Raw genomic sequence first — 13,161 nt, forward strand, 5'->3', positions numbered from 1 at the left:
CGACGCCACCACCGTCCGGCCCCGGGCATCGGCCCACGGGCTCGGACACCACGGCCCCAAAGTCCCCGCCTCCGGGCCCCTCCGGTCGTCGACCCCCGCCCTCACCGTCCGGGGGCCGACCGCCGCACGGTTTCCAGGTGCCGCCGGTACCAGGGGGCATGCCGGGCGAACCCGGCCGTGAAGCCCTCTCCGGGCTCCCAGTCGAAGTCCCGGCCGACCCGCTCGTCGACGAACCAGTGGTCCACGACGAGCATGCCGAGATGGTGCAGCGCGTACGGGACGCCGGCGAGCCGCTCTCGGGCCTCCGCCACGTCGATCCCCTCGGCCCCCCAGGGCAGCCGCAGTTCGTCCACGACCGTGGACAGCAGCCGTGAACAGCTCACCGGCTCGGGGTGGTTGACGTGATAGATCCCGGCCGGTTCGTTCGAGGACAGGGCCGCTCCCAGCAGCGCCCGCCCCAGATCCCCCGCCTCGATCATCGAGTGCCGCGCCCCGCATCCGGCCGGAACGGCGGAGAGTCGCCCGAGCAGCGCGACCAGTCCGGGCACGGCCCACCGGTCCCCGGTCCCGTAGACGATGTGCGGGCGCACGACGACGCCGCCGGCCGCGAGGACGTGCCGCTCGGCGGCAGCGCGGGTCAGACTGGTCGCGGACGCGGGGGCTGGCTCGGCGCCACCGGGCCGGAGCCGGGTGAACGGACCCCGCCCGTAGACGGACGCCGTGCTCAGCTGGACGATGCGGGGGACCCCGCAGCGGACGGCCTCGTCGACCAGAGCCCGAGTTCCTTGATCATTAACAGACCGGGCGGTCGGTTCGTTACCACTGATCGCGGAGGCGCAGTGGATCACCGCGTCGACCCCCTCGCAGCTGCCGCGCAGCGTCTTTGGGGCGCCGAGATCCCCGTGCACCGTCTCCACCCCGGTCCCGGGTCCGGTGTCCACGCCGATGGACGGGGCCAGACCGGTCCGGTGGGTCATCAGCCGCAGCCGGAGGCCGGGAACCGCGCGGGCGGCGGCCACCACATGACCTCCGACGAACCCGGTGGCACCGGTGACGAGCACGCGAACAGTCCCGGATCCGCGAGGTGTCACGACTGCCTGCCCCGGGGCACGGTGGCGCGGTACCGCGAGCCCTGGACGGGTGATTCGAGGGTGCAGGCGAAGGCTCCGCGGTCGTCCTGGGTCGCCGTGACGTGCACCCGGGTCACCGCCGGGTCGTCGACCGGGAGGCGCCGCGCCTCGATCCAGCAGGGGCGGTCGAGCTCCACGTACCGGAGGAAGTCGGTCCGCACCGACAGCGGGAGGAAGTCATGTCCGGGAGTGGCGGCGACGGCCGCCTGACGGGCCGCCTCCAACAGCACAATGCCCGGCACATGGTCGTTGGGCCGGGCGAACAGGGTGGGATGCCCGGTGTCGAGCCGCAGCCGCCAAACGTTTCTCCGCGCCGCGGGCGCCAGGACGACATCGCGCTCGTCCACCCTGCCCACCTCGGCCGGGGAGACGGCGGGAAGCAGGGGTATCAGGGCGCCCACGACATGTCTGCGGTCGCCCCGCAGCTTGCCGTACGCCTTGGCGGAGGTGCAGCTGATGCGCCCGCCGCCCCGGGCGAGGACCGTGCCCAAGCGATGCAGGAGCAGTTCGACGTGCATGGATCCGATGCTCTGGCGCAGACGCCTGACGCGGGAGCAGGTGACGTCCACGGTGATGTCCCAGGGTTCGTCCCCCAACAGCAGCCTGCCGGGCTCGGAGACGTACGACAGCTCCCACATCACGAACTGGTCCCCGTCCGGGACCCCGAACTCCGCGTGTCCCAGGAGCATCGTCGTCTGGCGCATGGTCTCCGCGATCAGCAGCGGGTCCTGGTGACGGCCCCCCACGGGTGCGAAGAACCGGTGCGCGCGCGGCCAGCGGGCCGATACCGAGAACTGGGTTCGGGTCTGCGGGGTCCAGCCGGTGGGGAAGATGTCCTGCGGGTCGTACCGGTGGACGAGGCGCCCCAGCAGGTCCGCGTCCACCTGCCTGCGCCCGGGTGCCGCCCCGTCGGCGCCCGGGACTCCAGTGGTTTCGCGGGCCCCGACGCCCTCGGGGCGGACCGAGGCGCTGTGCGAGGTGAGCTGAACCATGAATCTTCCTCCCAGAGGATCCATACCGGGAGGGCCGACGGCCTCCGCAGTAAGATACTGACAGTCCGGTTTTCCTATCCAGCCATACTTGGTGCTGACCACGCCACGGCGGAGAGAGACTTGTAGCTGATGGCACAGCAGGCGCGCGCGATCCAGACTCGACGGTCGATCCTGGTGGCGGCCGCCGCCGTATTTGATGAACGCGGCTACAGCAGCGCCACCATCAGTGAGATCCTCGCCCGGGCCGGAGTCACCAAAGGCGCACTTTACTTCCACTTCTCCTCGAAGGAAGACCTGGCACTCGGGGTAATGGACGTGCAGCTGGACAGCAATCCGCTGCCCCAGCTGACAAAACTTCAGGAGCTCGTCGACCAGGGCATGTTGCTCGCCTACCGGCTCCGCCACGAGCCTTTGGTGCGCGCCAGCGTGGGGCTGGCCATGGACCAGGCGGTGGAGGGGCTCGACCGGGGCACCCCGTTCCGCGCCTGGATAGACAGGCTGGAACACCTGCTGAACGCGGCGAAGGATCAGGGCGAACTACTGCCGCACGTGGACCCCCGCGAGACCGCGGAAATGCTCGCCGGTTCGTTCTCCGGTATTCAAGTGATGTCCCAAGCCCTTTGCAGGCGGGAGGATTTGGGGCATCGAATCTCGGTGCTTCTGCACTTCGTACTGCCGAGCATTTCGACACCGGCGGTACTGACCACGCTCGACATGGCCGAGGACCGCGGCGAGCGGCTTTCCGAGGCCCTCGAAGCGGTTCCCAGCCAGGCCGGCGCGACCGACTGAGGGACGCACCCCTCCGGGCCGCCAGGACCCGGCCGACGCGACCGGCCCGCCCGGCCCATGGCGTGAAATTCCATACACCACGGGGGCGATGTCGGCCTGTTCGGTGGCAGACGGGGCGCCGGCGGGCAAGACTGGAGCGGCTGACCGACCGACCGGTCCGGTATCCGGACCGGTCCACGCCGCCCGTCCGCACCCGCCCGCCGACCCGTCGGTCCGACGGTTTGCCGATCCGACGCTCCGTCGATCCGTCGGATCCGCGGGAAGGTGCGGATCCCGAGACGGGCCCCAGACGGGCCCGGGACAGGAGCCGCCGATGTCCATCCGCCGGATCGTCCCCAACATCCGGACGACCGCCGTCGCCCCGGGGCCCGCGATGGAGCGGAACGCCGAGTTCTACGGCCGGTTGGGCCTCCAGGAGGTCATGAACCACGGCTGGATCATGACGCTCGCCTCCCCCGCCCACCCGTCGGCCCAGATCAGCATCGTCGCGGCCGACGCGACCGCTCCGGTCACACCGGATCTGAGCGTGGAGGTGGACGACGTGGACGCGGCGTACACGGCCATGAAGGAGAACGGCGCGGAGATCGTGTACCCGTTGCGCGACGAGGACTGGGGCGTGCGCCGCTTCTTCGTCCGCGACCCCAACGGCCGTGTGGTCAACGTGCTGGGCCACCGCTGAGCGGGGGCCGTGCCACCGGGGCACCGTCGTACGGGAGGACCCGCCGCAGCAGTCCCTTGGGGTGACCGCGCTCGCGCCATTCCCTCGGGTATCCGATGGACACCTCCTCGAAGCGGACCCCGTCGTACCAGGTCGTGCGCGGGATGTGCAGATGGCCGTAGACCACGGCCGCCACGTTGAACCGCCGGTGCCAGTCGGCGGTGAGCTCGGTGCCGCACCACTGCGCGAACTCGGGGTACCTCAGTACGTTCATGGGATCCCGCACCAGCGGCCAGTGACCGGCGATGACCAGCGGGATCGCCGGATCGTGCGCGGCGAGCCGCCGTTCCGTCTCCGCCACCCGGGCCCGGCACCAGTCGTCCCGGCCCGGGTACGGGTCGGGGTGGAGCAGGTACTCGTCGGTGCACACCACGCCGGTCTCGTGCGCGTACGCCAACGACTCCTCCTTCGTCGCGGTTCCCGGCGCCCGGAAGCTGTAGTCGTACAGCAGGAACACGGGCGCCACGGCCACCGGTCCCCCGGGGCCCGGCCACAGCGGGTAGGGGTCCTGCGGCGTCGACACCCCGATGCTCCGGCACACCTCGACCAGGTGCTCGTACCGCTCCCGCCCCCGCAACTGGAGCGGGTCGCGGTTGACCGTCCACAGTTCGTGGTTGCCGGGGGTCCACAGCACCCGGGAGAACCGTCCGGCGAGCAGCCGCAGCGCCCACTCCACGTCCTCGGCCCGTTCCGCGACATCACCGGCGACGATGAGCCAGTCCTCGTCCGATTCCGGCCGCAGGGACTCGGTGAGGGGGCGGTTGTCCGCGATCCCGATGTGCAGGTCGCTGACCGCGAATAGGGAACCGCGGCTTCCGGAGGCGTGATCGGACACGTGCGAACCTTTCCCGAGGAGTCAGCTCGACACGATCGTGCCTCACGACCGGCTCTCCGCCCAGCAGTTCCCGCGGACCGGCCCGCCCGGAGCCGTCCCCCGGACGCGCCGCGGGGCACCCCGGCCGACCGGGCCCCGGGGAGCCGAGGCCGGTGCCCCTTCAGAGACCGGCCCGACGGTGCACGGCCGTCCGGCCCGACCGCGCACGGTCATCCGGCCGGGTGCGTCCGGGCGGACCAGTGCAGACCGTGGCCGTGCGCCGGGTCCGAACCGATGGTGACGGACCATGCCGAGGCGCGTCCCGGCGGTCATCGCCCGGATCTCCTCGCCCCGGCGAGGCCCCGTCCGGCCCGGCGGTCCCGTTCCCGACGGGCACGGCGGCGCCCGTGCGCTCGCACGACGTGGTGCGCCCACAAGTCCCGGATGTGGACGGAAAGGTAAGGGCGGCAGACGAGTCGGGCTGTACGCCGGGTTCTGTCACCCGGTCGCCTCGCGGCGGCCGGGGAGACGGCCATCCATCTAGGACCGGCATTGCTGTCGGCCTCGTGCGGTCTACCCGCGAACTCGGGCGGGCCGCCCTCGATCATTCGCGCAGGGCCGTCTCGCGACGGCCCCTCTTGACCTTGCTCCGGGTGGGGTTTACCTAGCCGCCTGGGTCACCCCAGGCGCTGGTGGTCTCTTACACCACCGTTTCACCCTTACCGAGGACCGAGGTCCCCGGCGGTTTGTTTTCTGTGGCACTGTCCCGCGGGTCGCCCCGGGTGGCCGTTAGCCATCACCCTGCCCTGTGGAGCCCGGACGTTCCTCGGGGAGATCCGAAGATCACCACGCGGCCGTCCGCCCGGCTCGTCTGCCGTGCCGACCATGCTACCCGCCCGCCGGGAGCCCTCGACGCGGCAGGGCCCGGGGCAGGCGGGGGCGGCCGACGCTTGACCTTGTCGTTGCGTCAACGTTTCTACTGGTCTCATGCGAATAGGAGAGATCGCCGCGCTCGTCGGGGTCACCTCGCGGACGGTCCGGCACTACCACCACATCGGACTGCTGCCCGAGCCCGGCCGTCACGCCAACGGCTACCGGGTCTACGGCGTGCGTGACGCGGTGAAACTGGCCCGGATACGTCGGCTGACCGAGCTGGGGCTCTCGCTGGACGAGGTCCGTGACGCCCTGGCCGACGACGACGGCCGTGAACTCCTCGACATACTCGCCGAGTTGGACGCGGATCTGGCCCGACAGGAGCGTGCGATCCGGGAACGGCGGCTGCGGCTGGCCCGGCTGCTGGACGGGCCGGTCGGCGACGGCGGGGCCATGCCGCCCGCGCTGGCGGAGCTGTTGGGTACGGCGCCCGGCATCACCTCCCCCATGGCCGCGAGGGACCGTGAGCACGTCGTGCTGCTGGAGACGGTGACCGGCGGCGACCTCTCCGACGTGCTGCGGCCCATGGCCGAGGATCCGGGTCTGCGGGCCATGTACGAGCGGCTGGACGCGCTGGCCGAGGCCCCCGTGGACGATCCTCGCATCGCCCCGCTGGCCGCGGATCTGGCCGCCGCCGTACCGGACGAGGTGCTGGACGGGGTACTGGCGGCGGCCTCGTCCAGCGGTGCTCCGGCCTCGGCGGCCGGCTTCGGCGAGGCACTGCTGGACGAGTGCGCGCCCGCACAGGCCGAGGTGGTGCGCCGGGTGATGGCCGCGCTGGCCGCGCGCGTGGCGGAACGTGCGGCGGGGCGGTGAACGGGGTGAGCAGGCGGGTGGTGCGGGGTGTCGCGGGAGCCGCCCTGGCCGTGGAGGCGGTGCTGGTGGGCTGCCGGGCGGCCGGGGTCCGGACACCGGGCCCGGTCCTGGCAGGGGCGGCGGTGCTGGTGGCGTGCGCCATGGCGGTGGAGTGCGTCGTGCTGGGGCGGCTGTGGCTCGTGGCGCGGCGCGCGGGTGCCGGTCGGCGGGCGGCGGTGGGCGCGGTGGTGCGCACCGCCGTGCCGGGGCCGGTACGCCTCCTCGTCGCGCACGAGGCACGGGCACTGCGCAGCCTCGGGCTGTGGGTGCTGCGGCGGCGCCACGGCGTGCCGGGAGACGCCCTCGCCGTGCCGTACACCGGTCCGCAGACGGCGATGGTGTACGGCCTGCTGTTCGTCGCGCTCGTCGAGACGCTGGTGCTGGCGCTGCTGATCCCGTGGCCGGTCGTGCACGCGGTGGTGCTGGTGCTGGACGCGTACGGAGTGCTCTTCGTCCTCGCGTTCCATGCCTCGTGCGTGACCCGGCCGCACGTGGTGGGGGCCGACGGGGCGCTGCGGATCCGTTACGGCGCCCTGTTCGACGTGCGGGTTCCGGCGGGGACGGTGGCGTCCGCGCGGGTCGAACGGCGCTGCCCCGAGGGCGGATCGACGCGGGTGGGCGCCGACGGGGTGCTCGATCTCGCCGTGGGCGGCCAGACGACGGTGACGGTGGAGCTGACCGGTCCGGTGGCGTTCGTGCGACCGCTGGGGAAGCGCGGCTCGGCGCGGACGGTGCGGTTCCACGCGGACGATCCGGCGGCCGTCGTGACCGCTCTCGTACAGCGGCCGCGGAGGTCCCCGTAGGCTGGTGCGAGGCCCTTCGCGGGCCGTTCACCTGTGCGTACGTACGAAGGGAAACGCCGTGCTGGTGCTGTTGCCGCCGTCGGAGGGCAAGGCCGCGTCGGGGCGGGGCGCGCCGCTGAAACCGGAGTCGCTGTCGCTCCCCGGGCTGGCCGCGGCGCGGGCGGCGGTCCTCGACGAACTGGTCGAGCTGTGCGTGGCGGACGAGGGCAAGGCCCGTGCGGTCCTGGGGCTGAGCGAGGGGCTGCGCGGCGAGGTCGCGAAGAACGCGGAACTGCGCACGGCGGGAACGCGGCCGGCCGGGGAGATCTACACCGGGGTGCTGTACGACGCCCTGGACCTGGCCTCGCTGGACGCGGCGGCCAAGCGGCGGGCCGGGAAGTCGTTGCTGGTCTTCTCCGGGCTGTGGGGCGCCGTGCGGGTGGGCGACCGGATTCCGTCGTACCGCTGCTCGATGGGGGTGAAGCTGCCCGGCCTGGGCGCCCTCGGGGCGTACTGGCGCGGCCCGCTGGCCGAGGTCATGCCGGAGGCGGCCGGGGACGGGCTCGTCCTGGACCTGCGGTCCTCCGCCTACGCCGCCGCATGGAAGCCGAAGGGGGAGGTGGCGGAGCGCACGGCGAGCGTGCGGGTGCTGCACTCCCAGAGGGTGGACGGGGTCGAGAAGCGGTCCGTGGTCAGCCACTTCAACAAGGCGACGAAGGGCCGTCTGGTACGCGACCTGCTGGTGTCGGGCGCACGGCCGAAGGGGCCCGCGGAGCTGGTCGGGACGTTGCGGGACCTCGGGTACGTGGTGGAGGCCGAGGCCCCGGCACGGTCCGGGCGGGCGTGGTCGCTGGACGTCGTGGTGACGGAGATCCACTGACGCGGAACCGGCCGAGCCGCCGGGGATGCGTTGCAGCATGCGCAACGCGCGTTGTGCATGCTGTGTGTGCCCGGCAGGATGTGCCGCATGACCTCCTCCGTGCTGGACCTTGCCCCCGTCCTCCCCGTAGTCGTCCTGACGGACGCCGCCGATGCGGTGCCGCTCGCCCGGGCCCTGGTCGCCGGGGGGCTCCCGGCCATCGAGGTCACGTTGCGGACGCCCGCGGCCCTGGACGCGATCGGCGCGATCGCCGAGGGGGTGCCGGACGCGGTGGTCGGCGCCGGCACGGTGGTCTCGCCCCGGAACGTCGCCGACGCGGTCGCCGCGGGGGCCCGCTTCCTGGTCAGCCCCGGCTGGACGGACCCGCTGCTGGACGCGATGCGGGCGTCGGGGACGCCGTTCCTGCCGGGGGTCTCGACGACGTCCGAGGTGGTCGCGCTGCTGGAGCGCGGGGTCACGGAGATGAAGTTCTTCCCGGCCGAGGCGGCGGGCGGCACCGCCTATCTCAAGGCACTGTCCTCGCCGCTGCCGCAGGCCCGGTTCTGCCCGACGGGCGGCATCTCGGCGGCGTCCGCCCCCACCTATCTGGCGCTCCCCAACGTCGGTTGCGTGGGCGGCAGTTGGATGGTCCCGGCGGATGCCGTGACGGCGAAGGACTGGGCGCGGGTGGAACGGCTCGCGCGCGAGGCCGCGGCGCTGCGCGGCTGACCGGGCCCTATCCGGGCCCGGGGACGAGGACGGGAGACCCCTTGCCCCGGGACCGGGACGGCCACGGGCAGCCCGGGGCGGGAACCGGACCACGGGGCCCCGGACCGGGGCGGGCATCCGCCGTCCGGGGCGAGTGCCCGCCGTCCGTCGCGGCACGGCGCGGGACCGGTGTCCCGGGCGGATGTGCCGCGAGCGCGGCCTACCTCAGGTGCGAGGTGTCGTTCAGCAGCCGGAGCGAGGCGTTCCCGTCCGCGTAGTACGCCACCGCGGACACCGACGCCGCCGAGAGTTCCATGCGGAACAGGGCTTCCGGCGGGGCACCGAGGGCGAGCCGGACCAGGACCTTGATCGGCGTCACATGGGTGACGAGGAGGACCGTACGGCCCGCGTGGCGGGCGACGAGACGGTCCCGGGCGGCCGCCACCCGACGGGTGACCTCGGCGAAGCTCTCGCCTCCCCCGGTGGGAGCGGCCTCCTCGGACGCGAGCCAGGCGTCCAGGTCGGAGCCGTGGCGCTCACGCACCTCGGCGAACGTCAGCCCCTCCCAGGCGCCGAAGTCCGTCTCGCGCAGCCCCTCGTCGATGCGGACCTCCAGGCCGAGCCGGGCCGCCACCGCGCCGGCCGTCTCGCGGCAGCGCCGCAGCGGTGAGCTGACGATCTCCTGGATGGTGCCCCGGGCGGCCAACGACCGGGCGATGGCCTCGGCCTGACGGCGGCCCGCCGCGGAGAGTTCGGGGTCGGTGCCGCCGCTGCCCGAGAACCGTTTCTCGGGGGTGAGGGCCGTCTCGCCGTGCCGGAGCAGGACGAAGGTGGCGGGCGCGCCGAGGTCGGGGGCCGCGCCCCAGCCCACCTGGGGCGCTGTCGTCGCCGGGACGGCCGCCCGCTCCGGGACCGTACCCGCCGTGGGAGCCGCGCCGGTGACCGCGGCCGTGTCCGTCACCGGGGCCGCCGTCGCCGTACCCGCCGACGGCCGGGAGGCGAGGGCCGCGCGTGCCCTCGCCGCGCCCGCCGTCGCGTCACCGGGCGGGCCGGAGACCGGGGGCAGGGCGTCGGCGACCGGCGGCCGGGCGGTGTCGAGGGCGGCCGTCGACGCCGACGGGTCCCACTGCTCACCGCGTCGGCCCGCGTCCATCGCCTCGTTGGCGAGCCGGTCGGCGTGCTTGTTCTGCTCGCGGGGGATCCACTCGTACGTGACGGCGGAGGGCGACAGGACGCGCGCCGCCTCGGCCGCGAGCGGCTTCATGTCCGGGTGCTTGATCTTCCAGCGGCCCGACATCTGTTCCACGACCAGCTTGGAGTCCATCCGGACCCGCACCCGGAGCACGTCGTCCGCCGACGCGTCCGGTGCCAGCGCCCTCGCCGCCTTCAGGCCCGCGATCAGGCCCTTGTACTCGGCGACGTTGTTCGTCGCGATGCCGATGTACTCCGCCGCCTCGGCGAGGGTCTCCCCCGTCGCCGGGTCGATGACGACGGCCCCGTAACCGGCGGGCCCGGGGTTGCCCCGGGATCCTCCGTCGGCCTCGACGACGAGTTGGCGCGGCGGGGTCATTACAGGCCCGACTCCGCCGTGCGGACCAGGATGCGACGGCAGTTCTCGCAGCGCAGCACGGTGTCCGGGGAGGCCGCCTTCACCTCGTTGATCTCCGTGATGTTCAGTTCGAGGCGGCAGCCCTCGCAGCGGCGCTGGTAGAGGCGGGCGGCGCCGATCCCGCCCTGCTGCTCGCGGAGCTTGTCGTACAGCTTCAGCAGGTCGGCGGGGACGGAGGCGGCGACGACCTCGCGCTCCTTGGTGACCGACGCGGCCTCCTCGTCGAGTTCCTCGATCGCGGCGTCACGGCGGGCGGTGGCGTCGTCCGCCTTGGCCTGGACGGCGGAGACCCGGCCGGACAGCTCGGTGACGCGCTCCTGGGCGGCCTCGCGGCGCTCCATCACTTCCAGGACGACGTCCTCCAGGTCGCCCTGGCGCTTGGCCAGCGAGGTGATCTCGCGCTGGAGGCTCTCCAGATCCTTGGGCGAGGTGACCGCGCCCGAGTCGAGGCGCTGCTGGTCGCGGGCGGCCCGCTGGCGCACCTGGTCGACGTCCTGCTCCGCCTTGGTCTGCTCGCGGGCGGTGTCGCTCTCCTCGGTCTGCGAGGCGATCAGCAGATCGCGCAGCTGCGCGAGATCGCTGGTGAGCGACTCGATCTCGGCGTGCTCGGGCAGCGACTTGCGCCGGTGGGCGAGCTGCGACAGGCGGACGTCGAGGGCCTGGACGTCGAGGAGTCGGATCTGGTCGGCGGGCGCGGCGTTCAGTTGGGGGCTCCAGAAGAGTGGTGGGTGGTGGTGGTCCAGGGGTCGGTGACCCGCTTCGAGACGTGGACCCGCAGGTCCCATCCGTGGCGGTCGGAAATCGCGTCGAGCTGTGCTGCGGCCTGTTCGCACCAGGGCCACTCGGTGGCCCAGTGCGCGGCGTCGACCAGGCCGAGCGGGGAGTGCTGGACGGCCTCGGACGCCGGGTGGTGGCGCAGGTCGGCGGTGAGGAACGCGTCGACGCCCGCGGCGCGCACCGCGTCGAAGAGGCTGTCGCCGGACCCCCCGCTGACCGCTACGGTGCGCACCGTGGCCGCCGGGTCCCCGGCGAGCCGGATGCCCTGGGCGGTGGCGGGCAGCCGGGCGGCGGCGCGGGCCGCGAAGTCGGCCAGGCTCTCGGGGTGGTCGAGCACACAGATCCGGCCGAGGCCGCGACGGCCCGCGGGGTCGGTGGGATCCGGCACGAGGGGCCGTTCGACGCGCAGGTCGAGGGCACCGGCGAGGGCGTCCGAGACGCCCGGGTCGGCGGTGTCGGCGTTGGTGTGGGCGACGTGCAGCGCGATGTCGTGCTTGATCAGGGTGTGCACGACCCGGCCCTTGAAGGTGGAGGCGGCGACCGTCGTCGTACCCCGCAGATAGAGCGGGTGGTGGGTGACGATCAGCTGGGCACCGAGCCGGAGCGCCTCGTCGACGATCTCCTGGACGGGATCGACGGCGAAGAGGACCCGGTCCACGTGCGACTCGGGGTCGCCGCAGACGGTGCCGACCGCGTCCCAGCTCTCGGCCCGCTCGGGCGGCCAGAGCGCGTCGATCTCGGCGAGGACTTCAGACAGACGGGGCACAAGGAAAAGGCTACCTGCCCGCCGCGCGCCGTCGACCAGGGCCGCCGGTCGTCGCCGCCGGCCCCGCGGCCGGTCGCCGCCGCCGGCCTCCGGCCGGCCGTGGCCACCGGTCCGTCGCAGCCGGCCGACGGCGCCGCGGAACGGGCCCGCGGCGCCGCGAGGCCGGTCGCCCCGCGGGCGGGGCCACCACGCCGTGAGGCCGCCCCGCGCCCCGGGCCGCGTCGGCTACTTCACGAGGTCGGCGCGGAGGTCGTCGAGGACCAGGTCGGCGGCCGTGACGCCGAGGCCGAGGTACCAGGTCTCGTCGGGAACGTCCTTGGCCCGGCCCTCCTTGACCGCCTTGAGGTTCTTCCACAGCGGGTTGGACTGGGTGGTGTCGCGCTTGGTGGCCTTCACGTCCCCGTAGACGCCGGTGAAGATCCAGTCGGCGTCGGCCTCGTCGATCTTCTCCGTGCTGATCTCCGCGGCGAGGTCGTCGATCTGCTGGTTCTTGGGCCGGGGCAGGCCGACGTCCTCGAGGATGGTGCCGATGAAGGACGCCTTGGCGTAGAGGCGGATCCGGTCCGGCATGTAGCGGACCATGGAGATGGTCGGCTTGTCCGCGCCGATGTCGTCGCCGAGCTTCTTCGCCTTCGCCTCGTAGGCGTCGAGTTCGGTCTTCGCCTTGGCGGTCCTGTCCAGCGCCGCGGCGTTGAGGAGGTAGTTCTCCTTCCAGGTGAAGCCCGGGCGGATGGAGAACACGGTCGGCGCGATCTTGGAGAGCGCGTCGTACTTGTCGGCGGCGCGCAGCTGACTGCCGAGGATCAGGTCGGGCTTGAGGTTGGCGATCGCCTCGAGGTTGAGGTTGTTGATGGTGCCGACGTTCTTCGGGTCGCCCGCGTCCTTCTTCAGGTACGAGGGGATGGCCGCGTCGCCCTCGGAGGGGGCGTAGCCGACCGGCTTCACGCCCAGCGAGACGACGTTGTCCAACTCGCCGACGTCCAGCACGACGACGCGCTCGGGGGCCGCCTTGATCTCGGTCTTGCCCATGGCGTGGGTGACCGTCCGGGGGAACTCGCCCGCCTCGGCGTTCGTCCCGTACCCGGCCGTCTTCTTCGCGGCGTCTGCGAAGTCCTTGCCGCCCACCGCGACGGCCGCCTTCTTGTCGCCGCCGTTGTCCGACTTGGCGGAGTCCTCGGAGCCCCCGTCGCCGCTCCCGCAGGCAGAGAGGGAGAGGGCGGCGGCCACCGCAAGGCCGACTGCGGCGGTGCCGCGGCGACGAAGGGACATGTCTTGCTCCAGTTGTCGATCAAGCCGTAGGTCAAGCAGGTATCGCTTAGGAATGCCTAACCTTAGACAGCCCCTCAGGGGCAACCACAGCCACCCCCCATCCGTCAGGGAATTACGGACATCACCACCCTTATGCGTGAAGTGCCGAGGCTCGCATTGT

At 73.0% G+C, this 13,161-nt stretch carries 13 protein-coding genes and 1 other RNA gene; 6 read left to right on the forward strand and 8 right to left on the reverse strand.

Annotated elements, in window-relative coordinates:
• Positions 1-101: 101 nt before the first annotated feature.
• Together ACFYY6_RS09660 and ACFYY6_RS09665 are read right to left on the reverse strand one after the other, a co-directional pair.
• A complete protein-coding gene (locus ACFYY6_RS09660) occupies positions 102-1,061 on the reverse strand; it encodes an NAD-dependent epimerase/dehydratase family protein (protein ID WP_351628645.1) in 960 nt (319 codons plus the stop codon).
• A 26-nt stretch (positions 1,062-1,087) separates the two neighbouring features.
• Positions 1,088-2,122, reverse strand: coding sequence for a ScbA/BarX family gamma-butyrolactone biosynthesis protein (locus ACFYY6_RS09665; protein ID WP_386607219.1), 1,035 nt, complete (start codon positions 2,120-2,122; stop codon positions 1,088-1,090).
• Positions 2,123-2,251: 129 nt separating this feature from the next.
• Between ACFYY6_RS09665 and ACFYY6_RS09670 the strand changes: the two genes are divergently transcribed.
• Positions 2,252-2,911, forward strand: coding sequence for a ScbR family autoregulator-binding transcription factor (locus tag ACFYY6_RS09670; RefSeq protein WP_351523721.1), 660 nt, complete (start codon positions 2,252-2,254; stop codon positions 2,909-2,911).
• A 313-nt stretch (positions 2,912-3,224) separates the two neighbouring features.
• Positions 3,225-3,590: a VOC family protein gene (locus tag ACFYY6_RS09675; RefSeq protein ID WP_351628652.1), complete on the forward strand. Its 366-nt coding sequence runs from the start codon at positions 3,225-3,227 to the stop codon at positions 3,588-3,590.
• On the opposite strand, the gene ACFYY6_RS09680 is transcribed toward ACFYY6_RS09675, so the two are convergent.
• Together ACFYY6_RS09680 and rnpB are read right to left on the reverse strand one after the other, a co-directional pair.
• Complete coding sequence (locus tag ACFYY6_RS09680) at positions 3,568-4,464, reverse strand: metallophosphoesterase (protein ID WP_351523725.1); 897 nt, start codon at positions 4,462-4,464, stop codon at positions 3,568-3,570. The two genes, ACFYY6_RS09675 and ACFYY6_RS09680, sit on opposite strands and share 23 nt — an antisense overlap.
• 447 nt (positions 4,465-4,911) lie before the next feature.
• Positions 4,912-5,313, reverse strand: an RNA gene (gene rnpB, locus ACFYY6_RS09685) — RNase P RNA component class A.
• Between the two features lie 117 nt (positions 5,314-5,430).
• Here rnpB and ACFYY6_RS09690 point away from each other — a divergent pair.
• The 4 genes from ACFYY6_RS09690 (at position 5,431) to eda (ending at position 8,601) form a co-directional block, all read left to right on the forward strand.
• Positions 5,431-6,192 carry a MerR family transcriptional regulator gene (locus ACFYY6_RS09690; RefSeq protein ID WP_351523726.1) on the forward strand — a complete coding sequence of 254 codons (762 nt, stop codon included), beginning with the start codon at positions 5,431-5,433 and terminating at the stop codon, positions 6,190-6,192.
• A 5-nt stretch (positions 6,193-6,197) separates the two neighbouring features.
• Positions 6,198-7,034 (forward strand): hypothetical protein, encoded by an 837-nt coding sequence (locus tag ACFYY6_RS09695; RefSeq protein ID WP_351628657.1) that lies wholly within the window; start codon positions 6,198-6,200, stop codon positions 7,032-7,034.
• Between the two features lie 58 nt (positions 7,035-7,092).
• Entirely contained in the window at positions 7,093-7,893 is an 801-nt protein-coding gene (gene yaaA, locus ACFYY6_RS09700; protein ID WP_389192432.1) for a peroxide stress protein YaaA, read from the forward strand.
• Between the two features lie 87 nt (positions 7,894-7,980).
• Positions 7,981-8,601 (forward strand): bifunctional 4-hydroxy-2-oxoglutarate aldolase/2-dehydro-3-deoxy-phosphogluconate aldolase, encoded by a 621-nt coding sequence (gene eda, locus ACFYY6_RS09705; protein WP_351523730.1) that lies wholly within the window; start codon positions 7,981-7,983, stop codon positions 8,599-8,601.
• Between the two features lie 199 nt (positions 8,602-8,800).
• On the opposite strand, the gene ACFYY6_RS09710 is transcribed toward eda, so the two are convergent.
• The 4 genes from ACFYY6_RS09710 to ACFYY6_RS09725 all read right to left on the reverse strand — a co-directional run bounded on the left by ACFYY6_RS09710 (position 8,801) and on the right by ACFYY6_RS09725 (position 13,001).
• Positions 8,801-10,150 carry a bifunctional RNase H/acid phosphatase gene (locus ACFYY6_RS09710; RefSeq protein ID WP_389192435.1) on the reverse strand — a complete coding sequence of 450 codons (1,350 nt, stop codon included), beginning with the start codon at positions 10,148-10,150 and terminating at the stop codon, positions 8,801-8,803.
• Positions 10,150-10,893, reverse strand: coding sequence for a C4-type zinc ribbon domain-containing protein (locus tag ACFYY6_RS09715; RefSeq protein ID WP_351523737.1), 744 nt, complete (start codon positions 10,891-10,893; stop codon positions 10,150-10,152). The genes ACFYY6_RS09710 and ACFYY6_RS09715 overlap by 1 nt, the downstream gene beginning before the upstream one ends.
• Complete coding sequence (locus ACFYY6_RS09720) at positions 10,890-11,732, reverse strand: Nif3-like dinuclear metal center hexameric protein (RefSeq protein WP_351523733.1); 843 nt, start codon at positions 11,730-11,732, stop codon at positions 10,890-10,892. Before ACFYY6_RS09720 ends, ACFYY6_RS09715 begins: the two co-directional genes overlap by 4 nt.
• 225 nt (positions 11,733-11,957) lie before the next feature.
• Complete coding sequence (locus ACFYY6_RS09725; protein WP_351520214.1) at positions 11,958-13,001, reverse strand: iron-siderophore ABC transporter substrate-binding protein; 1,044 nt, start codon at positions 12,999-13,001, stop codon at positions 11,958-11,960.
• Positions 13,002-13,161 lie beyond the last annotated feature (160 nt).

This window comes from Streptomyces sp. NPDC001750 (assembly GCF_042892615.1).
Taxonomy (GTDB): domain Bacteria; phylum Actinomycetota; class Actinomycetes; order Streptomycetales; family Streptomycetaceae; genus Streptomyces.

What these genes read in the sequence shown, in the direction of transcription:
- ACFYY6_RS09670 (WP_351523721.1), top strand. Translation starts at nt 2,252, where the DNA reads ATGGCACAGCAGGCGCGCGCGATCCAGACTCGACGGTCGATCCTGGTG.
- ACFYY6_RS09675 (WP_351628652.1), top strand. Translation starts at nt 3,225, where the DNA reads ATGTCCATCCGCCGGATCGTCCCCAACATCCGGACGACCGCCGTCGCC.
- ACFYY6_RS09665 (WP_386607219.1), bottom strand. Translation starts at nt 2,122, where the DNA reads ATGGTTCAGCTCACCTCGCACAGCGCCTCGGTCCGCCCCGAGGGCGTC.
- ACFYY6_RS09690 (WP_351523726.1), top strand. Translation starts at nt 5,431, where the DNA reads ATGCGAATAGGAGAGATCGCCGCGCTCGTCGGGGTCACCTCGCGGACG.
- ACFYY6_RS09710 (WP_389192435.1), bottom strand. Translation starts at nt 10,150, where the DNA reads ATGACCCCGCCGCGCCAACTCGTCGTCGAGGCCGACGGAGGATCCCGG.
- ACFYY6_RS09725 (WP_351520214.1), bottom strand. Translation starts at nt 13,001, where the DNA reads ATGTCCCTTCGTCGCCGCGGCACCGCCGCAGTCGGCCTTGCGGTGGCC.
- eda (WP_351523730.1), top strand. Translation starts at nt 7,981, where the DNA reads ATGACCTCCTCCGTGCTGGACCTTGCCCCCGTCCTCCCCGTAGTCGTC.